Here is a 20,552-nt window from a genome sequence, read left to right on the forward strand (position 1 = left end):
CCACTAACAAGGGATCGGATCGCCGGTATCCGGGCTCGCCAGCGGCGGGCCATGGCCGGCCACAAGCATCATGATACAGGTCCTCGCCTTCTATCTCTTCGCTGCCGTTGTGATCGCGAGCGCGGTGTTCGTGATCCTGTCGCGCAACCCGGTTCACAGCGTGCTGTGGCTGATCCTCGCCTTCTTCAACGCGGCGGGTCTGATGGTGCTGGTGGGCGCGGAGTTCATCGCGATGCTGCTCGTCATCGTCTATGTCGGCGCGGTCGCGGTCCTGTTCCTGTTCGTCGTGATGATGCTCGACATCGATTTCGCGGAAATGCGCGCAGGGTTCATCCGCAACCTGCCGCTGGGCGTCGCGGTCGCGGTGATCCTGCTCGCCGAACTGCTGCTGGTGGTAGGTGCCTACGGCGCGGGCGGGATCGACATCGGCACGCCGGACGGCGCCGGCGCGGCGCCGCTCGGCCTCAGCAATATCGAAGCCCTGGGCGCGCTTCTCTACAGCGACTACATCCTGCTGTTCGAGATCGCCGGGATCATCCTCCTCGTCGCGATGATCGGGGCGATCGTCCTCACCTTCCAACCGCCGAAGCCCGGTGCGCGCGGTCGCCAGAACGTTGGCAAGCAGATCGCGCGCCGGCCGGAAGAGGCAACCGTTATGAAGAACCCGGAATATGGGAAAGGGGTCGAGCTGTGATCGGCATCGAACATTATCTCACGGTGGGCGCGATCCTGTTCGTGCTCGGCGTGCTGGGAATCTTCCTCAATCGCAAGAACGTGATCGTGATCCTGATGGCGATCGAGCTGATCCTGCTTGCGGTCAACATCAACCTCGTCGCCTTCAGCGCCTTCATGGGCGATCTCGTCGGGCAGGTTTTCGCCATGCTGGTGCTGACCGTCGCGGCGGCCGAAGCGGCGATCGGGCTCGCGATCCTTTTCATCTACTTCCGCGGCCACGGCACGATCGCGGTCGACGACGTCAACCGGATGAAGGGCTGATAGTGTCTTTTCCGCGGACCTTTTTCTGCCTGGTGGCATTTGCCGTGGGGACGCTGTCGCTCACAGCCTGCAGTCATGAAGCTGCTGCTCCGGGTGCTTCGCAGGAGCGGGATGCCGTCGATCCGTTTTCGGGCCGTCCTGAGTTCTTTCCTTTGGGCGTATTTCTCCAGTCGCCGCACAAGGCCAGACAATGGGCCGATCTCGGGATGAACATGATCGTGCCTGCCAATGGATACCTGACGCTGGAAGACATCGCTCATCTCCGATCGCTGGGCATGGTCGTCGGCGGCAAGGCGAATGATCGCTTGCCGCTGTCCGAAAGCGGCGAAACGCTCGCCTTCTTCGTGGCCAGGGACGAGCCGGACAATGCGCAGGCCCGCGAGGACGGTTCATGGGGGCCTTGCCTGACTGCAGCCGAACTGGCCGATGAGAGTGCCGAATTGCGTCGGATCGGAGGGGGGCGTCCGGTCCTTCGAAATTTCGGGATGGGCATGGTTCACCCCGAGTGGATCGGACGCGGTTCGTGTGCAGGCGAGACCGACGGTTATTACCCGGCTGCAATCGCATCCGCCGATATCGTTTCTTTCGATTATTATCCCGTGTTTCGCGGCGAACCGCTTGAAGGCGTAGCGCAAGGCGCGCGCCGACTGCGTTCCTACATCGAACTTGGCGGCGGTAAACAGGTCCAGTGGGGTATCATCGAGATCTCTGCGATCAGGGGCGGGGCCAAACCCACGCCTGCTCAGATCCGCAGCATGGCCTGGATGCACATCGCGAATGGAGCGAAAGGTTTGATCTTCTTCCCCTGGCACGTCGGCGAGAAGGGCGAGCGGATCCGCGATGATGCGGCTCTTGCAGATCCGGCCGTGGTCGAGGGGCTCAAGGCCCTGACTGCCGAAATCTCGCAATTCGCCCCGATCCTAAACTCGGGCGACGAAATCGAACCCACCGTCAGCAGCACGCATGCGGTCTCTGCGCTGGCGCGGCGCTTCGAGGACGACGCTTATCTGGTGTTGGTCAACGAAAATTCGAACCCGGCGGATGTGTCGATCGCCCTGCCGGGATATGAGAGCGGTAACGTCGTTCAGCTTCCCGAGAATGGGGCGCCCGCCCGCCCCGCGTCGGGCTTCACCGATACGCTCGACTCCTACGAACCACGGATCTACCGCTTTCGGAGGGGCGATTGATGCAAGCCATCAGCGTTGCTCCCGCTAGTCCGGTCATTTCTATGTGTGTCGACTCCCATCTTTTCACTCTCCCGACAGGTGGCCGCCTGTGAATATCCTATTGATCGTTTTCCTGCCGCTGCTTGCTGCGATCGTCGCAGGGCTCGGCAATCGCATGATCGGCAATGTCGCCGCGAAGACCGTGACGACTGGCGCGCTGTTCGTTTCGGCCGCACTTAGCTGGCCGATCTTCCTCGGGTTCCTGGGCGGGACCGAAGTCGAGCGCGTCGTCCCTGTATTGAAGTGGGTGCAGTCGGGGGACATGACCTTCGACTGGGCGCTGCGCGTCGATGCTCTGACCGCAGTTATGCTGGTCGTCATCAATTCGGTTTCGGCTCTCGTCCATCTCTATTCGTGGGGCTACATGGAGGAGGACGACAGCCAGCCGCGCTTCTTCGCCTACCTCTCGCTCTTCACCTTCGCGATGCTGATGCTGGTGACGGCCGACAACCTCGTCCAGATGTTCTTCGGATGGGAAGGGGTGGGCCTTGCGAGCTACCTCCTCATCGGGTTCTATTTCAGGAAGCCGAGCGCGGGTGCGGCGGCGATCAAGGCTTTCGTGGTCAACCGCGTCGGTGACCTCGGCTTCATGCTCGGCATCTTCGGGACGTTCCTCGTGTTTGGTACGACCTCGATCCCCGAGATCCTCGCCGCGGCGCCTGCCATGAGCGGGTCGACCATCGGCTTCTTGGGCTTTCGTTTCTACACGATGGATATCCTGTGCGTCCTGCTGTTCATCGGGGCGATGGGGAAGTCCGCGCAGCTGGGCCTGCACACCTGGCTGCCCGACGCGATGGAAGGGCCGACGCCGGTCTCCGCGCTGATCCACGCAGCGACCATGGTGACGGCGGGCGTGTTCATGGTTTGCCGCCTTTCGCCGATGTTCGAGACTGCGCCGACCGCGCTTGCCATCGTAACGGTGGTCGGGGCTGCGACCTGCTTCTTCGCCGCGACCATCGGGACAACCCAGTGGGACATCAAGCGGGTGATCGCCTATTCGACCTGCTCACAGCTGGGCTATATGTTCTTCGCCGCCGGTGTCGGCGCTTACGGCGTTGCCATGTTCCACCTGTTCACCCACGCCTTTTTCAAGGCGCTGCTGTTCCTCGGCGCGGGTAGCGTCATCCACGCCATGCATCACGAACAGGATATGCGCTATTACGGCGGTCTTCGCAAAGCGATCCCGGTTACCTTCTGGGCCATGATGGCGGGGACGCTCGCGATCACCGGAGTCGGCGTGCTCTATGTCTTCGGTTTCGCGGGCTTCTATTCGAAGGACGCGATCCTCGAGGCGGCCTGGGCGCGCGGCACCGGCACCGCGCATTTCGCCTTCTGGGCTGGCGCGATCGCGGCGCTGCTGACGAGCTTCTATTCCTGGCGCCTCATGTTCCTCACCTTCTGGGGCAAGCCGCGCTGGGCCGAAAGCGAGCACATCCAGCACGCCGTCCACCACGGCGAGCACAGCTCGGACCACGCCCACCCCGCGCCGCACGAAGACGCCGCGCAGAAGGGTCCGCACGATGTTCCCTCGACCGAGGAGCATGACGGCACAGCCGGTTACCACCCGCACGAAAGCCCGCTTTCGATGCTGGTCCCGCTCGGCGTGCTGACGCTGGGCGCGATATTCGCGGGCTACCTGTTCAAATATCCCTTCATCGACGGCTCTTCCGAAATGGTCGATCCCAATGGCTTTTGGGGCGGCTCGATCTATTTCAACGAGAACCTGATCCACGCGCTCCACGCCGTGCCGCTTTGGGTCAAGCTGACGGCGACCGCCGCGATGCTGGTCGGGCTTGGCGGAGCGATCCTTGCCTATGTCCTGAAGCCCGGCATCCCCGGAGCCTTCGTCGCGCGCTTCTCGGCGCTCCACAACTTCGTCTATCGCAAGTGGTATTTCGACGAGCTCTACGACCGCATCTTCGTGAAGCCGGCTTTCTGGTTCGGCCGCCAGTTCTGGAGGATCGGCGACATAGGCGGGATCGACCGCTTCGGCCCGAACGGCATTGCCTGGGCGGTGCAGCGCGGGTCAGTCGCGGCCAAGTCGATCCAGTCCGGCTATCTCTACACCTACGCACTCGTCATGCTGCTGGGCCTTGTCGCCGCCATGACCTACGTTCTTCTCTAGGGGCCGACACTGTAATGGAAGGCTTTCCCATTCTTACGACCATGATGCTCGTGCCGCTCGTGGGCGCGATCCTCTGTCTGTTCACCAGCGCCGGCGCGGCGCGCGGCATCGCGCTCGCGGTAACGATCGTGACGCTGGCGCTGGGCGCGGTGCTGTGGGCGAATTTCGAAGTCGGCGGCGCGCAGTGGCAGTTCGTCGAAAAAGCCGAGCTTTTCGCGGGCTTCAGCTATGCGCTCGGCATCGACGGCATCGCGCTGATGCTCATCATGCTGAGCGTTTTCCTGATGCCGATCTGCATCCTTGCAAGCTGGGATTCGATCCAGAAGCGCGTTGGCGAATACATGAGCGCCTTCCTGCTGATGGAGGTCCTGATGATCGGCGTGTTCGCCGCGCAGGACCTGTTCCTGTTCTACATCTTCTTCGAGGCGAGCCTTATTCCGATGTACCTCATCATCGGCGTGTGGGGCGGGGACAACCGCATCTACGCGAGCTACAAGTTCTTCCTCTACACCCTGCTCGGCTCGGTCCTGATGCTGATCGCGATGTTCTGGATGGTGGCCGAAGCGGGCACCTCCGACATTCCGACGCTGATGGCTTACGATTTCCCGGTCGGGGCGCAGACGTGGCTCTGGCTTGCCTTCTTCGCGAGCTTTGCGGTCAAGGTGCCGATGTGGCCGTTCCACACCTGGCTGCCGGATGCGCACGTGCAGGCGCCGACGGCGGGTTCCGTGATTCTCGCGGGCGTGCTGCTGAAACTGGGCGGATACGGCTTCATCCGGTTCAGCCTGCCGATGTTCCCCGAAGCCTCGGCAGATCTTGCCTGGTTCGTCTTCGCGCTTGCCATGGTGGCGGTGGTCTACACCTCGCTCGTCGCGCTGGTGCAGCACGACATGAAGAAGCTGATCGCCTACTCGTCCGTGGCGCACATGGCGATCGTCATGGTCGGCCTCTTTGCCTTCAATGTGCAGGGGCTCGAAGGGGCGATGGTGCTGATGCTGTCGCACGGCCTCGTCTCGGGCGCGCTGTTCTTGTGCGTCGGCGTGATTTACGACCGCCTGCACACTCGCGAGATCGACCGCTATGGCGGCCTTTCCATAAATATGCCCTATTACGCGATGTTCTTCCTGTTCTTTACCATGGCCTCGATCGGCCTGCCGGGGACGAGCGGCTTCGTCGGCGAATTCCTCTCGCTGGCGGGGATCTACCAGGTCTCGACCTGGGCCGCGCTGATCTGCACCACCGGCATCATCCTCGGCGCTGCCTATATGCTCTACCTCTATCGTCGCGTTGCTTTCGGCGTTCAGGCAAACGAGGACGCCGCGCGCATGGGCGACCTGTCGGGGCGCGAATGGGCGATGATGGTCCCGATCGTCGCGGTGGTGCTGTGGATGGGTGTCTATCCCGAAAGCTTCATCGCCCCGATGCGTTCGGACATCGCCGCGCTCGACGCGCGCATCGCGTCGGCCGCACCGGAAAGCGACAGTCGGCTTGCCGCCGGCCCGCCGCGAGCGGAGGCGGCCAATGCCTTGCCGCATGAAGAGCACGGTGAAGGGGGAGAGCACTGATGGACTTTCCCGCAAGCTTCGCGCTGATCGCGCCCGAATTGGTCCTGACCGGCACCGGCCTCGTCCTGCTGCTGGTCGCTGCATGGGCGGGCGACAAGGCTGCGCGCCCCATCGCCATCCTCGCTGCGACCGGCCTGTTTGCCGCCGGCTTCCTGCTCGTGCCCGGCCTCCATACCGGCATGGACGGCCCCGGCACGCTCGCTTTCGGGGGGCTTCTCAAGATTGACAGCTTCGCGCTTTTCGCCAAGGCGCTGATCTATCTTGCCGCGATCGCCTGCCTGATGGTCGCGCCGCGCTTCTTCGACAGCGAAGCGGCGGGGCTCGATCGCGGCACGCGCGCCGAATACCCGGTGCTGGTGGTCTTCGCCGTGCTCGGCATGAGCATCATGGTCTCGGCCAATGATTTCATGTCGCTCTATCTCGGGCTCGAGCTGAACAGCCTGTCCGCTTACGTCCTCGCCGCCATCCTCAAGCGCAATGCTCATTCGGGCGAGGCGGGACTGAAGTATTTCGTGCTCGGTGCGCTTGCTTCGGGCATCCTGCTCTATGGGATGAGCCTGCTCTACGGCTTCACCGGCGGGACCAGTTTCGACACGGTGCGCGCGGGGCTGACGGGAGAACTCGCCTATGGCCCGCTGTTCGGCCTGACCTTCGTGCTGGCGGGGCTGGCCTTCAAGATCTCCGCCGTGCCGTTCCATATGTGGACCCCCGATGTCTACGAGGGCGCGCCGACACCGGTCACCGCGTTCTTCTCGACTGCGCCCAAGGTAGCCGCGATCGGGCTGACCGCGCGCGTCGTCTACGAGGTGTTCGGCGCGCAGGTGCTCGCCTGGCAACAGATCGTCATGTTCGCCGCGCTCGCGTCGATCGTTTTCGGCGCACTGGGGGCGATCGGGCAGGAGAACCTCAAACGCCTGCTGGCCTATTCCTCGATCAACAATGTCGGATTCATCCTGCTCGGTCTCGCGGTCGCCAGCGAGGCAGGGGCGTCCGCCATGCTGGTCTACCTCTTCATCTATGTCGCGATGAGCCTCGGCAGCTTCGTCGCGCTGCTGATGCTGAGGAGCGAGGACGGCGGGCTCTACGAAACCTTCGGCGACATTCGCGGGCTTTCGGTGACGCAGCCGGCGATCGCTTGGTGCCTGCTTATCTTCATGTTCAGCCTTGCCGGCATCCCGCCGCTGCTCGGCTTCTACAGCAAGTTCGTCGTGTTCCAGGCGACCGTCGATGCGGGCCTCATCGCTTTCGGCGCGGTCGCCATCGCGGCAAGCGTAATCGGGGCGTTCTACTACATCAAGTTCGTCAAGGTGATGTTCTTCGACGAGCCGGTCGGCCTTGTCACCGGCAAGAGCGGAGGCGGACACTGGGCGCTGCTGTTCCTGACCGCTGCGCTGCTTTCGCCGCTGGGCTACCTGATCACCCCGTCGCTGACCGACCTTGCCGACAAGGCCGCATCTTCGCTGTTTCTGACGGTTTGAACGACGCGCCTTCCCTTCGGATGGTCGAGGAGACGGGATCGACCAATGCCGATCTCGCCATGCTGGTGCGCGAGGGAAGGGCGCCAGGCGAAGGCGAATGGCTCGTCGCGCGCCGCCAGACTGCCGGGCGCGGGAGGCAGGGTCGGCAATGGTTCGACGGCTTGGGCAATTTCATGGGGTCCAGCCTCGTCCTGCGCCTCGACGGCGACCCGACACCTTCGTCGCTCAGCTTCGTCGCCGCGCTTGCTGTTCACGATGCGGCGATGCAGGCGTTGGGCGAAACAGCGAACCTCGCCCTGAAATGGCCCAATGACGTCCTGCTCGGCGGCGGCAAGCTGTCGGGCATCCTGCTCGAAATGGTCGGGCACCACATTGTCGTCGGGATTGGAGTGAATATCGCCCGCGCCCCCGACCTGCCCGACCGGAAAACCGCCGCGCTGGCCGATCACGGCGCTGCACCGGATGTGGAAAGCTTCGCGCGCAGCCTTGCCGATGCCTTCGGCGCTCGTCTCGCCGAATGGCGTGCGGAGGGTCTTTCGATCACGCTCCAGCGTTTTCTCGCGCAATCGATCCACGCCCCCGGTGCGCCGCTTCGGGTGCATGACGGGGAGGGCGCGCCCATCGAGGGCCGCTTCGCCGGGCTGGAAACGAGCGACGGGGCGCTGCGTCTGCGCTTGGCGGATGGCTCCGAACGTGTCATTCGCGCCGGCGACGTGGAATAGGAAGAGGTCACGCACATCATGCTGCTCGCCGCCGATGTCGGGAACACCAATGTCGTCTTCGCCCTGTTCGAGGGGGAGGGCGAGGCGCGCACCGTCCGCGCCCGCTGGCGCATTGCGACCGACCCGCGCCGGACGGGCGACGAGTACGCCGTCTGGCTGCTCCAGCTGCTCAAGATCGAGGGGATCGAACGCTCCGACATCACGCAGATCATCTTCGCCTCGGTCGTGCCGCGCGCCGACCACAACCTCACTGTGCTGTCGCAGAAATATTTCGGCATCACGCCGCTTTTCGCAGGGCACGGCTCAGCGCGCTGGCGGTTCGAAATCGATGTCGACCAGCCGTCTTCGCTCGGAGCCGACCGGGCCTTGAACATCCTCGCCGCGCATCACAAATACGGCGGCGACCTCATCGTGGTCGATTTCGGCACCGCGACCAAATTCGAGGCGATCGATTTTAACGGCACGTACAAGGGTGGCTCGATCGCGCCGGGGATCAACCTCTCGCTCGATGCCTTGGTCGGCAAGACCGCAAAGCTGCCGCGCATCGCGATCCGTGCGCCCTCATCGAAGAGCGTCATCGGTCGCAACACCGAGGATCAGATGCTGATCGGCGTGTTCTGGGGCTATGTCGCGATGATGGAGGGCATCATCGAACGGATGCGCTCGGAGATCGGCCGCCCGGCCAAGGTCGTCGCTACCGGCGGCCTCGCCATCCTGTTCGACGAGGCGACAGAAATCTTCGACCACGTCGATGCCGACCTTACGATCGAGGGGCTCGGCATCCTTGCCGGGCAGGCGGCGCACGACTGACGAAAAAAGAGATACAGTGGACAAGAATTACAAGCCCCAGAACGAACTGCTTTTCCTCGCGCTCGGCGGGTCGGGCGAGATCGGGATGAACGTCAACCTCTACGGCTGCGAGGGCAAGTGGTTGATGGTCGATCTCGGCATGACCTTTTCGGGCGGAGAATATCCGGGGGTGGACCTCGTCTTCGCCGATATCGAATTCATCGAGGACCGCCGCCGCGACCTGCTCGGCATCGTTCTTACCCACGCGCACGAAGACCACATCGGCGCGGTCCCCTATTTCGCGGGGGAGCTGGGCGTGCCGCTTTATGCGACGCCCTTCACCGCCGATCTCGTGGCGCGAAAGCTGGAGGAGGCGGGGCTGCTCGGTGAGGTTGAACTCAACATCATCGAGGAGGATCACGGGCGGATCGAATTGGGCCCCTTCGCCGTGACTTATGTCCCGCTCGCGCATTCGATCGCGGAGGGCAACGCTCTGCTGATCGATACGCCTTACGGCCGCGTCTTTCACACCGGCGACTGGAAGCTCGACGAAGACCCGATCATCGGAGAGCCGACCACCGAGGAGGAACTGCGCGCGATCGGGGACGAAGGCGTGTTGGCGCTCGTGTGCGATTCAACCAATGTTTTCAATCCGAACCCCTCGGGCTCCGAAGGCGCAGTGCACAAGGCGCTGATGGAGGAGGTCGCCCGGCACAAGGGCAAGCGGGTGCTCGTCACGACCTTCGCCAGCAATGTCGCGCGGCTCCAAACGCTGGGCGAAGTCGCGCGCGAGACCGGGCGGCGCGTCTGCGTCGCGGGGCGCTCGCTCGACCGGATCATCGAGGTCGCGCAGGACAACGGCTATCTCGAGGACTTCCCCGAGACGGTCGATTTCGACACCGCAATGGGCCTGCCGCGGGGCGAGGTTCTGATCCTCGCCACCGGGGGCCAAGGCGAACCGCGCGCTGCGCTGGCCCGGATCGCGGAAGGGAACCACCCGCTCGAACTGGTGAGCGGTGATGTCGTGCTGTTCTCCTCGCGTCAGATCCCCGGCAACGAGATCGCCATCGGCAAGGTCCAGAACCAGCTCGCCGCGCGCGGCATCACGATGGTGACGGACCGCCAGAGCCTGATCCACGTCTCCGGTCACCCCGGTCGCCCGGAACTCGAAGCGCTCTATTCATGGCTGCGCCCGCAGGTGCTCGTGCCCGTGCACGGCGAGATGAAGCACATGACCGAACAGGCGCGGCTCGGACGGGAGTGCCAGATCCCGCGCGCCGTGGTGCAATCGAACGGTGACATCGTGCGCCTTGCGCCGGGCGAGCCGGGGCGGCTCGCGCAGGTGCGTCATGGTCGCCTCGTACTCGACGGCGACATCATCGCGCCGTCCGATGGGGAGGCCGTCGTCATGCGCCGCCGGATCGCGCACGAGGGCGTCGTGATCGTCGTGCTGATACCCGGAGAGCGCCCGCTGATCGAGGCCATCGGCCTGCCGCTCGACGAGGACATGGCGGATTTCATCTCCGAGGCGCAGGAGGACATCCTCGCCGCGGTCGGCAAGCTCAAGGGCAAGGACGCGCGCGACGCGGCTGCGATTCACGAGGCGGCGCGTCTCGCGGCGCGCCGGGCGGCCCAGCGCTGGTCGGGCAAGCGTCCACAGGTCCGCGTCCTCATGCCGGGAGCCTAGGGTGATGGCCTGGACCTCGATCCTTGCGATCTACTTCCTCGTCTGGATTGCTACAGCTTTCGTCATGCTGCCTTTCGGGGTTCGCACAGCGGACGAGGAGGGGGTCGAGACCGTCCCCGGCCAGGCCGAAAGCGCGCCGGTCAATTTCAGGCCGGGCCGGCTCGCCCTGCGCGCGACCGCTGTAGCCGCGGTGCTGACGGGAGCCTACGTGCTCAATTACGAACAGGGCTGGATCACGGCGAAGGACATCGACCTCATGCCCGAGCCGCCTGCCGATCTGCAGCGCTAGTCGCGGAAGCGTTCGATCGCTTGGGCGAGCACGACGTAGAGCTTGCCGGCATCCGACCCGAGCACCGTCACGCCCAGCGCGTTGCCGTCGCGGGTCGAGAGCATCGCGCGCAGCATCGCCTCGAAATCGTGGATATAGCGAGCGACCGCCTGCTTGAAATCCTCGTCCGACTGGTAAAGTTCAGCGATCCGTTTCGCATCGCCGCTGTCGACCAGACGGACAGCACGCCGGGTGAAGATGCCGCGATCACCTTTTAGGTAGGCGTCCCACGCCGTGTCCGCCACTTCGCTCGAGAGCGCGGAGGCAATGTCGATCGAGGCCGAGTTCAGGCTGTCCGTGATCAGCGCCATGCGCCGGGCGAAGTCGTTGTTCACTTTCTCCTCGGCCAACTCGCGCGCGCGCGCGATGCGTTGCTCGAGATTGCCGGCGAGTTCGTTGACCTTGGCGAGCTGGTCGCGCAGCTGCGCAGCCGCCTCACGTCCGACGCCCGAGGCATGGGCCGCGGCCTGTTCGATCCTGCCGATCGCCTCGGCACTTTCGCTGCGCAAGGCGCGATCGAGCGCTTCGACCGCCTCTGCGCCCATTCCTTCGCCGAGCCGGGCAAGCCGTTCGCGCGCGCCTTCGTCGAGAGTGCGAAAAGCCGCCTCGGTCGCAGCGCGCAATTCCTCTAGACCCGCGCGCACGCGGTCCTGCGTTTCCCCGCCGAGCCGTTCGCTTTCCTCGACCAGTCGCTCGAACCCGCCGCGCAGGCCCCCGAGCCGGGCAAGCGTCTCCTGCGAACGCTCCTCGAGCCGCTCGGCCAGCTGCCGGATCGACGCGTCGGTCGCTTCGATCTCGTCCTTGGTCCTGATGAGATAGTTCGAAAGCTCGCCGCCGTTCTCCTTCGCTGCGAGCATCAGGGCACTGACTGCCTGTGTGCGCTGCTCGACACTCGAAAGGCCACCGGTTGCGCCTTCGATGGCGCGGGGCAGGTCTTCGCGGGCGTGGCGCGCGCCGGACTGGATGATCTCGAGCAGCCGAACCCCCGCCTCGGTCAGTTCTGCCAGCTGGCTTTCGGTCTCGGCCAGTTCGCGTCGCCGCTCCGCCAACTGCTGTCCCAGTTCGTCAAGCCCGCTCCCGAGCTGTTCGCGCGTCCTATCCGATGCCTGCGCGATCTCGCCGATCAGGGCGCCGAGCCGTTCGACCTGTTCGCCGACATCGCGACCGTGCGCGACGAGTTTCTCGGTTTCCTCGGCCTGTGCTTCGCGCCGCTGCGCCATTGCTTCGTCGAGGTCGGCGAGCCGCTGTGCGAGGACTTCGCTCGCTTGTGATTCGCGCGTTTCGAATTCGTCCTGGCGGCGGCGCATTTCCTCCATGAAACGGCGGTCGCGCGCCTCGAGCCGGTCATCGAAACGTCTCGCTTCCTCGTGCAGTTCGGCGAGCCGTTTGCGCGCGGCGTCCATTGCCTGCCGATCGAGCCCCTCGAGCGTTGCAATGGTCTCGGCGATTTCATCGTGTACCTGTGCCTTCGCTTCCCGGAGCCGGGCGAGCGCCGCGTCTTCGCCTTCTCGCAGCTCCTTCGCTGCCGCAATACTCTCCTCGCGCAGGGCCGCCACCCGCTCACGCAGGGCGGAAAGCGCCTCCCGCTCGGCTTCATCGAGCGACGCCCGATAGGTCTCCGCTTCCTCGCCGAGCGCTTTGAAGCGGCCCGCGGCGACCTGCTCGATCGCGGCAAGCTGGCTTTCGAAATCGGCCAGAGTCTCGGCCACTTTCCTGCCAAGCCCGGAAACCTGGTTCGTGGTCGCCGAGCCGAACTCGTTGAGCCGCTCGAACCCTGCGATCAGTTCACCGAGCTGGCCCTGCGCCGTGCGCCCGGCATTGCCGATCTGGTTGGTGACGTCGCGCGCCGAATTGGCGATCACGGGCAGGTCATCGCGCAGCCGGTTCATGTTGGCGAGTGCGGTTTCGCTGGCCGATCCGATCGCGTCCACCTGCGCGCCGTTATCGACGATCAGGCGCTGCAATTCGCCCGCATGGGTCGAGATACGCTCGCTCGCGATGCGGCCGAGCGATTCGAGTTCGCGCGATTGGGAGGCAAGGAATTCGCGCGCGAGACTGAGTTCCCGGTTGACCACAGCGAGCCTCCCTTCAAGCTCGGCGCTTTCGCGGCTGAGCAAGGCGGCGGACGCGGCGAAACGCTTTGCCTCGGCGCGCGAATTGCGCACGGCGACGAGATAGGCGACGCCGACCAGCAGTACGGGAGCTGACCAGTCGATGATCCAGTCAGCCCATTGCGAAGGCGCTGGGGCAAGGCCCGCGGAAAGCTCGCCGCGCAGCGCCCAGAGATAGAAACCCGTCCAGCCCACGATCGCCAGAAGCGCCAGCGCGGGCGCCACCCAGCCGAAGCGCGAAACCCCAGGGTCGGCCGGATCGCTTGCCGCTTCTGCCTCGCTCCAATCCTCGTCCGGAGCTTCGTCCTCGAGCAGGATCGCCTCACCCTCCTCGCCGTCTGTTTCGGCGGAGACGGATTCGTCCCCTGTATCCCGAGGCTTATCGCCGCGGCCAATTGACCTGATATGGTGTCCACCCGACATGGCCGATCAATACCACACACCGGGACATGATAAACCCCGCTTTAACTCCATCCCGGATATGTGTCCGACATGGCTCATGAAAGCGGTGCCCTCGATGCAACGATCGCGGCGGCTGCGGGAGACGACCCGGCGCTGATGGGCGAGTTGCGCAACGCCTTCCTCGAAAGCGCGGCGAGACAGCTCGATCTCCTGCGGCGCTCGCGCTGCGATGGCAATTGGAACGTAGCCGCCCTGCGGCTGAAGGGACTCGCGGCGAGTTTCCATGCCGAGGAATTGCTGCTCGCCGCGGAAAACGCGCTCGCCTCGGCTCCCGGTGAACCGGCGGCCATTCGTGAGATCGAGCGCGTGCTCGCCCGGTTCTCCGGCCGACCGCAAGCCTGAACTGCGCAAAATCGCGACGAAATGACTGCCTGCCGGTTGAAGGGGGGCAGGGCAGGGGCGTAGCAAGCGGGCTCCACGGCCTGGGGACAGGACTTTGCGTACAGCCCTTCTGGCGGCTCTCGACCATGGTGACGACGGAGCCTTGCGCGCCGCGCTGATGCTGGGCGGGCGCAGCGTGCTGGCCCGGCAGGGGGAGGTGGTGCGCGCGCTCGGCTGCGAGCGGGTGATCTGCCTGACCGAGCGTTTCGGGGAGGAAATCCTTGCCCTGCAGCGCATGGTCGAGGCCGATGGCGGCGAATTCCACGCGCTGCGCTCCGGCCTGCAATTGCCCGGCATAGTGCGAGCCGAGGACGAACTGGTGGTGATGCTCGACGGGCTCGTGCCGCAGCGCGATGCCGTTGAGGCGGTGGTCTGCGCGGAAGGGGAGTTGGTGCGGGGCATCGTCACTCTCCCTGCGAGCCACCCGCTCGCGCAGGCCCACCCGCACGCATTCGAGCGGATCGACCGCGATCGCAGCTGGGCCGGAGTGTTCGTGATGCGCGCGGCGCCGGTGCAGCAGCTTGCCGACCTGCCCGGCGACTCCGCGACGATCCCGCTGCTTCTCCGGCTCGCCCTGCAGGCGGGGACGCCGTGTCGCGCGCTTGATACCCAGGCTCTGGGCGAAGGCGACTGGCTGTTCGCTACCTCGCACGCAGGGCTCGCTGCGCGCGAGCAGGCCATGGTGGACAGCGCGCTGGTCGAAGCGCCGTGGACCGGCCCGGGGCGGGCACTGGCGCAGGAGATCGCCCGCCGGCTTGCTCCACGCGGGCTCTCAGCGGGGCCCTTGCTGGGGTCGGGGGCGGCGCTCGTGCTTCTCGTGCTCGGCGCTGTCCTTGCCGGTTTCGGTTTCGGCACGACCGGTCTTCTTCTTGCGGTGCTGGGAGCCTTTGCGGGAGCCTGGATGGAGGCCGCCGCCAGCCTTGCGCGCGGGCTCCTGGGCGGATCGCGCAGGCGGATCCCGTTGCGTGCGATGGGAGCCGCCCTCGACGCGCTCGCAGCGGCAGTGCTGGTGTGCGCGCTCCTTTTCGGTTCCGAAGTGACCGAGCCCGATATTGCCGAGGCGGCCCTGGGACCTTTCGCGATCGGCCTCGCAAGGCTGGCGGCCCGCGAGCGCCCCCCGCTAGAGCGCGCCTTCTGGGAGGACCGTACGGTGCACCTTGCGGTCTTCGCATCGGCGGCCGGGCTGGGCGTGCTCGCCCCGGTGCTGGCGCTTTTCGGGCTCGTCGCGCTGGTGCGATTGCTGCTGCGCCAGGGCCGCGTTTGAGCTAACGCAGACTTAACTATAACCCTGTAACCGGCACAATATGGCGCAGACTGCAACGAGCACGTCCGGGGATTTCACGAGTGTCGAGAGCCTCCTGAGGGAGGAACTCGCCAGTGGCGATCGCTCGCTGCGCGGTGTCGCGCCCGTGCTTGCGCATATGCTGGCAAGCTCGGGGCACACGCTGGTCAGCGATGCGGTCGTCGCGCGGGTGCGCGGAATGCTCGACCATCTTGCGCGGCAATTGCTCGCTGCGGAGCGGGCCGAAGTGCTCGGCACGGCGGCGGGTGGACCTGCCGAACCTGCGGATGTTGTCGATGCGCTTGCCGAAAGGCTTGCGGCGAATCATGTCGTGCTCGGCCATTCCTACGTCCTTGCGATGGAAAGCCATCTTGCCGAACGGCTCGAGCGGCGCGCCTCGCTCGATCCCGTGCTGAGTCCGCTGCTGCAGGAACTCATCGCTTCGGAAAAGCCCGCGATTGCCGAACTCGCCATGGCGACGCTGGCCGCGCAATCGCGTTTCATCCAGAGCCAGCGCCGCATGGATATGCCGCTCGCCGAGCTTCCGGCGGAGCTCTTTCTCGGCGTACTCGAGTGTTGGGAAAGCGCAGCGCGGGAGCGTGAGCGCGGCGGTTTGCCAAGAGGAGCTCTCGATCGTCTGAAGCGCTCATACGATGAGGGTGCGAGCCGGGCGGGGCTGCTCGCGCGGCTCGTTTCGGCGATGGGCAATGGGGCGCTCGCCGCGCTCGAACTCGAACACGCCGGCCTCGCTCTGTTCGCCAGCGCGCTCGCCTCGCTCTCCCGGCAGCCGCGCGACAACGCCGTGATCGCCTGCCACCAAAGCCAGGCCGCACGGCTTGCTCTGGCCTTTCGCGCTGCGGGCCTCGATGCGGCTGCGATCGAGCGCCAGTTCCTGCTGCTCGAACCGGGGATCAGCGTGCCCGAGGTTATCGGCGATATTGCGCCCGACCGCGCGCAGGCGATCCTCGCGCGTTCCGAGGCGGGGGTGGTGGATAGCGAGCGATGATCGAGCGCGGCGACACCCTGCTTGCGGCGCGCGGGCTGACCGATGCGCGCGACCGTCTCGTGACGGCGGACGAAGCGCTTGCCGAGCTCCAGTATGCCTGCGGGGGAAGCGTGCCGGGTGTGCTGGCGGTTCCGGAACTGCTCGATCTCGTGCGGCAGGCGCGCACTATGGGTCTGCGCCTCGCGAGGGAATTCTCCGCCCATGATGGGGAGGAGATGATAACCGGGTTTGCTCGCATTCATCCCGTGCCCGAAAGCGAAGGCGGAGGCTGCGAAGTGCTGGTCGAAAACTGGCAGCGCCACCCCGGTGCTCTGGCCGCGGCGGGCGAATTCGCAGAACAATTCGACGCGATCGATCGCGCCAGCGCCGAGGCGAGCGGGCGGCTCGATCCGCGCCAGCGGGTGCAGTTCGTGAGCGCGGGCGCTCCCGATGCCCGGGCGCTCGAACAGGCGGTGGCGACGGAGCCGGGGAGGGTGTGGACCGACTACGTCACGCTCGAGGATCTCGCCCATCGCCAGCCGATGCACTGGCGTCTGCTCGACGGAGTCTGTTGCCGCATCCCCGGATCCGAGCGCCGCTGGCGCGTCAGGCTGCTGCCGGTCGGCACGGTCAGCACCGCGCCGGCCGGGTTTGAATGGCTGCTCGTCCCCGATGAGCCGCTGGCCGATGTCGGCGAGCAGCCCGATGCGGATGACGCGGAGGGGATCGCCGGGCAGAGCCGCATGATCGGCAATGCGCTCACCCCCATCCTGCGCCAGCCGATCGCGCGGATTATCGCCAATGCCGAGACGATCCGCGCGCGGCTCGCCGGGCCGCTGCGCGAGGAATACACCGAATACGCCGGGACGATCGCGGCGGCCGGACAGCACCTTTCAGTGATGCTCGATGACCTTGCCGATCTCGAAGTGGTAGAGGCCCCGGGCTTTCGCACTGCGCGCGAGAAAGTCGACCTCGTCGATGCGGCGCGCCGGGCGGCGGGTATCCTGGGCGTGCGGGCGCAAGCGCGCGACATCGCGCTCGAGTTGCCGGGCGAGGGCACGACCTGTCTCGCGACGGCCGAGTTCCGCCGCGTCCTGCAGATCCTGATCAACCTCGTCGGAAACGCGATTGCCTATTCCCCCGCGGAGAGCCGGATCGAGGTGCGCGTCCATGACGTGCACGAGGGGCGGGTGGCGGTCAGTGTCGCCGACGAGGGGCCGGGAGTGACCGAAGAACAGGCCGAACGCATCTTCGATAAGTTCGAACGGCTCGGGCGCGACAATGACGGGGGGTCGGGGCTGGGCCTCTACATCTCCCGGCGCCTCGCCCGCGCGATGGGCGGCGACCTTACCGTATCGAGCGGCGAGAGCGGCGGGGCGGTGTTCCGGCTCGATCTGCCCGCCCATGGGACGGACCAGACGGCCTAGCGCCGCGCGATCCGCGCGCTCGCCCAGACCAGCAGGGCGCCTATTGCAGCGGTGATCCCTCCGTAAAGGGCCCATTCGCGCTGGGCCAGCATGAAGCTGCCGGGCGGCCACATCACGATGCCGAGCCCCTGCAGCGCCCACAATATTCCCGAAAAGACAAGGGCGGCCCCTGACACCTGCACTGCAAGCACAAGCAAGGACCGCCCCATCGACCTGGTTCCTGCCAAGCCTTATCGCTTGTCGATCGGCACGTAATCCCGCTCGGTCGGGCCGGTGTAGAGCTGGCGCGGACGACCGATGACCTGGGCGGGGTCGGAGATCATCTCGTTCCACTGCGCGACCCAGCCCACGGTGCGGGCGAGGGCGAAGAGCGCGGTGAACATGGTGGTCGGGAAACCGATCGCCGACAGGATGATGCCGGAGTAGAAGTCCACGTTCGGGAAGAGCTTCTTTTCCTTGAAGTAATCGTCATTGAGCGCGATCTCCTCAAGCCGCAGCGCGGTTTCGAACACTGGGTCCTGAACCTTGAGCGCGTCGAACACCTCGCGCACGGTCTTCTGCATGACGGTCGCGCGCGGGTCGTAGTTCTTGTAGACGCGGTGGCCGAAGCCCATCAGGCGGAACGGGTCGTTCTTGTCCTTGGCGCGCTCGATATAGTGCGGGATCTTATCCGGCGTGCCGATTTCGCGCAGCATATTGAGCGCCGCTTCGTTCGCGCCGCCATGCGCCGGACCCCACAGGCAGGCGATGCCCGCCGCAATGCAGGCGAACGGGTTGGCGCCCGACGATCCGGCCAGTCGCACGGTCGAGGTCGAGGCGTTCTGTTCGTGGTCGGCATGGAGGATGAAGATCCGGTCCATTGCCCGTTCGACCTCGGGCACGACTTCGTATTCCTCGGCCGGAACGCCGAAGGTCATGCGGAGGAAATTGCCGGTGTAGGACAGCGAATTGTCCGGCTGCATGAAGGGCTGGCCGATCGCGTATTTGTACGCCATCGCCGCGATGGTCGGCATCTTGGCGATCAACCGGTGGCTCGAAATCTTGCGATGTTCCGGATCCGAGATGTCGGTGCTGTCATGGTAGAACGCCGAAAGTGCGCCCACGACACCGCACATGATCGCCATCGGGTGTGCGTCGCGGCGGAAACCTTGGTAGAACTGGCGCAGCTGCTCGTGCAGCATGGTGTGGCGCGTGATGGTGTAGGTGAAGTCGTCGAGTTCCTCACCCTTCGGCAGCTCGCCGTTGAGCAGGAGATAGGCGACTTCCATGAAGGAGGAATGTTCCGCGAGCTGGCCGATCGGGTAGCCGCGGTGGAGCAGCACGCCTTCATTCCCGTCGATATAGGTCAGCGCGCTTTCGCAGCTTGCGGTCGACTTGTAGCCCGGATCGAAGGTGAAATGCCCGGTCGTGCCGTAAAGCTTGCGGATGTCGACGACATCCGGTCCGGTGCTGCCGCTGAGGACGGGAAATTCGTGGGTTTCGCCGCCAAGCTCGAGTTTAGCGTGCTTGTCTGCCAAGATGTGTCTCCTGCTCTATCCTTTGCCCTTTCAGCGGCTCCGCGCGGCGACCCGGTCAGGCGGCCTGCGCGTCGAGCCGTGCTAGGGCTTCATCCCGTCCCAGAAGGACCAGAACATCGAAAATACCGGGCGAGGTCGTCGTCCCGGTGAGTGCGGCGCGCATCGGCTGCGCGAGCTTGCCGAGGCCCAATCCCAGTTCCTCCGCAAGCGCCTTCGTAGTGGCTTCGAGAGCCTCGCTTGTCCAGTGATTTTCCTGCGCCAGAGCCTGCGAAACCAGTGCAAGGCGCGCACGTGCTTCCTCGTCGAGCAGCCCGGCTGCCTTCTCGGTCAGTTCGAGCGGGCGCCTGGCGAAAAGAAAGCCCGCGCCGTCAGCGATTTCGTTGAGGTTCTTCGCACGCACTTTGAGCACGGGCATGGCCTCGATCAGGAGCGCGCGGTCGGCGTTCTCGGGCAGGTGCGGCAGGACCAGATCGGCCAGCACTTCGTCATTGGCCTCGCGGATGTAATGCCCGTTGAGATTCTCGAGCTTCTTGAGGTCGAACCGCGAGGGGCTTTTGCCCACCCCATTGAGGTCGAACAGCTCGATCGCTTCGCTGCGGCTGATCTCTTCGCGATCGCCATAGCCCCAGCCGAGGCGCAGCAGGTAGTTGAACATCGCATCGGGCAGGATGCCGAGTTCGTCGCGATAGGCCGCAACGCCCACCGCGCCGTGGCGCTTCGACATCTTCGCGCCGTCCGAGCCGTGGATGAGCGGGATGTGGGCATAAACCGGGTCCTCCCACCCGCCCTCGATGTCCTGCATCGCTCGGTAGATAGGAAGCTGGCGGAAGGCATTGTTGAGATGGTCATCGCCTCGGATCACGTGAGTGACGCCCATGTCGTGGTCGTCGACCACCACGGCCAGCATATAGGTCGGCGTGCCGTCGGCGCGCAGGATGATATAGTCGTCGATCTCCTCGTTGGCGACCGAGACGCTGCCCTGCACGCGGTCCTCGATCGTCATGGTCCCGGTCAGCGGGGTCTTGAGCCGGATGGTGTAGGGCGCGCCTTCGGGGGCCTCGGAAGGATCGCGGTCGCGCCAGCGCCCGTCATAACGCATGGGGCGCTTGTTCGCGCGCTGCTCGGCGCGCATCGCCTCGAGTTCCTCGGAAGTTGCGAAGCACTTGTAGGCATGGCCCGCCTCGAGCAGTTGGCGCGCGACTTCGGCATGGCGCGGGGCGCGCTGCGACTGGAACACCGGCTCTTCGTCATAGTCGAGGCCGAGCCAATCGAGCCCCTCCAGGATCTTGTCGATCGCCTCTTGAGTGGAGCGCTTCTTGTCGGTGTCCTCGATCCGCAGCAGCGCCTTGCCGCCATGGTGACGGGCGAAGAGCCAGTTGAACAGTGCGGTGCGCGCCCCTCCGATATGAAGAAAGCCGGTCGGCGAGGGGGCGAAGCGGGTTACGACCGCGCCGGTGCTTTCGCTTGCCAT

18 protein-coding genes are annotated in these 20,552 nt (G+C 65.4%); 14 read left to right on the forward strand and 4 right to left on the reverse strand.

Annotated elements, in window-relative coordinates; translation table 11 throughout:
• Positions 1–70 precede the first annotated feature (70 nt).
• The 10 genes from G9473_RS04345 to G9473_RS04390 all read left to right on the forward strand — a co-directional run bounded on the left by G9473_RS04345 (position 71) and on the right by G9473_RS04390 (position 10,877).
• The gene (locus G9473_RS04345) at positions 71–694 is read left to right on the forward strand and encodes an NADH-quinone oxidoreductase subunit J (protein ID WP_291136345.1); all 624 of its coding nucleotides are present in this window, start codon (positions 71–73) and stop codon (positions 692–694) included.
• Entirely contained in the window at positions 691–996 is a 306-nt protein-coding gene (gene nuoK, locus G9473_RS04350; protein WP_034904657.1) for an NADH-quinone oxidoreductase subunit NuoK, read from the forward strand. Before G9473_RS04345 ends, nuoK begins: the two co-directional genes overlap by 4 nt.
• Before the next feature lie 32 nt (positions 997–1,028).
• Positions 1,029–2,183 (forward strand): hypothetical protein, encoded by a 1,155-nt coding sequence (locus tag G9473_RS04355; RefSeq protein ID WP_291136351.1) that lies wholly within the window; start codon positions 1,029–1,031, stop codon positions 2,181–2,183.
• Positions 2,184–2,271: 88 nt separating this feature from the next.
• On the forward strand, positions 2,272–4,347 hold the full coding sequence (gene nuoL, locus G9473_RS04360; protein WP_291136353.1) for an NADH-quinone oxidoreductase subunit L: 2,076 nt from the start codon (positions 2,272–2,274) through the stop codon (positions 4,345–4,347).
• A 14-nt stretch (positions 4,348–4,361) separates the two neighbouring features.
• Complete coding sequence (locus G9473_RS04365) at positions 4,362–5,912, forward strand: NADH-quinone oxidoreductase subunit M (protein ID WP_291136355.1); 1,551 nt, start codon at positions 4,362–4,364, stop codon at positions 5,910–5,912.
• Positions 5,912–7,390, forward strand: a complete 1,479-nt coding sequence (nuoN, locus tag G9473_RS04370) for an NADH-quinone oxidoreductase subunit NuoN (protein WP_291136357.1) — start codon at positions 5,912–5,914, stop codon at positions 7,388–7,390. Before G9473_RS04365 ends, nuoN begins: the two co-directional genes overlap by 1 nt.
• Before the next feature lie 20 nt (positions 7,391–7,410).
• A complete protein-coding gene (locus G9473_RS04375) occupies positions 7,411–8,112 on the forward strand; it encodes a biotin--[acetyl-CoA-carboxylase] ligase (RefSeq protein WP_291136359.1) in 702 nt (233 codons plus the stop codon).
• A gap of 18 nt (positions 8,113–8,130) precedes the next feature.
• Entirely contained in the window at positions 8,131–8,922 is a 792-nt protein-coding gene (locus tag G9473_RS04380) for a type III pantothenate kinase (RefSeq protein ID WP_291136361.1), read from the forward strand.
• A gap of 16 nt (positions 8,923–8,938) precedes the next feature.
• Entirely contained in the window at positions 8,939–10,588 is a 1,650-nt protein-coding gene (locus G9473_RS04385) for a ribonuclease J (protein ID WP_291136363.1), read from the forward strand.
• A gap of 4 nt (positions 10,589–10,592) precedes the next feature.
• A complete protein-coding gene (locus G9473_RS04390) occupies positions 10,593–10,877 on the forward strand; it encodes a DUF1467 family protein (RefSeq protein ID WP_291136365.1) in 285 nt (94 codons plus the stop codon).
• Here G9473_RS04390 and G9473_RS04395 read toward each other — a convergent pair.
• Positions 10,874–13,450: an ATPase gene (locus G9473_RS04395; RefSeq protein WP_291136367.1), complete on the reverse strand. Its 2,577-nt coding sequence runs from the start codon at positions 13,448–13,450 to the stop codon at positions 10,874–10,876. The two genes, G9473_RS04390 and G9473_RS04395, sit on opposite strands and share 4 nt — an antisense overlap.
• A 69-nt stretch (positions 13,451–13,519) precedes the next feature.
• Between G9473_RS04395 and G9473_RS04400 the strand changes: the two genes are divergently transcribed.
• From G9473_RS04400 to G9473_RS04415, 4 genes are all read left to right on the forward strand, one after another.
• Positions 13,520–13,831 (forward strand): Hpt domain-containing protein, encoded by a 312-nt coding sequence (locus G9473_RS04400; RefSeq protein ID WP_291136369.1) that lies wholly within the window; start codon positions 13,520–13,522, stop codon positions 13,829–13,831.
• A gap of 94 nt (positions 13,832–13,925) precedes the next feature.
• Positions 13,926–15,134 carry a hypothetical protein gene (locus G9473_RS04405; RefSeq protein WP_291136371.1) on the forward strand — a complete coding sequence of 403 codons (1,209 nt, stop codon included), beginning with the start codon at positions 13,926–13,928 and terminating at the stop codon, positions 15,132–15,134.
• A gap of 40 nt (positions 15,135–15,174) precedes the next feature.
• Positions 15,175–16,158, forward strand: a complete 984-nt coding sequence (locus tag G9473_RS04410) for a hypothetical protein (RefSeq protein WP_291136373.1) — start codon at positions 15,175–15,177, stop codon at positions 16,156–16,158.
• Positions 16,155–17,564: a HAMP domain-containing sensor histidine kinase gene (locus G9473_RS04415; RefSeq protein WP_291136375.1), complete on the forward strand. Its 1,410-nt coding sequence runs from the start codon at positions 16,155–16,157 to the stop codon at positions 17,562–17,564. Before G9473_RS04410 ends, G9473_RS04415 begins: the two co-directional genes overlap by 4 nt.
• Here G9473_RS04415 and G9473_RS04420 read toward each other — a convergent pair.
• The 3 genes from G9473_RS04420 to gltX are packed head-to-tail and all read right to left on the reverse strand — an operon-like array spanning position 17,561 to position 20,552.
• Entirely contained in the window at positions 17,561–17,740 is a 180-nt protein-coding gene (locus tag G9473_RS04420) for a hypothetical protein (RefSeq protein ID WP_291136377.1), read from the reverse strand. The two genes, G9473_RS04415 and G9473_RS04420, sit on opposite strands and share 4 nt — an antisense overlap.
• Positions 17,741–17,794: 54 nt before the next feature.
• The gene (locus G9473_RS04425; protein ID WP_291136379.1) at positions 17,795–19,081 is read right to left on the reverse strand and encodes a citrate synthase; all 1,287 of its coding nucleotides are present in this window, start codon (positions 19,079–19,081) and stop codon (positions 17,795–17,797) included.
• Between the two features lie 55 nt (positions 19,082–19,136).
• A complete protein-coding gene (gene gltX / locus G9473_RS04430) occupies positions 19,137–20,552 on the reverse strand; it encodes a glutamate--tRNA ligase (RefSeq protein WP_291136381.1) in 1,416 nt (471 codons plus the stop codon).

The sequence above is a fragment of the Erythrobacter sp. genome, from assembly GCF_011765465.1.
Lineage (GTDB): Bacteria > Pseudomonadota > Alphaproteobacteria > Sphingomonadales > Sphingomonadaceae > Erythrobacter.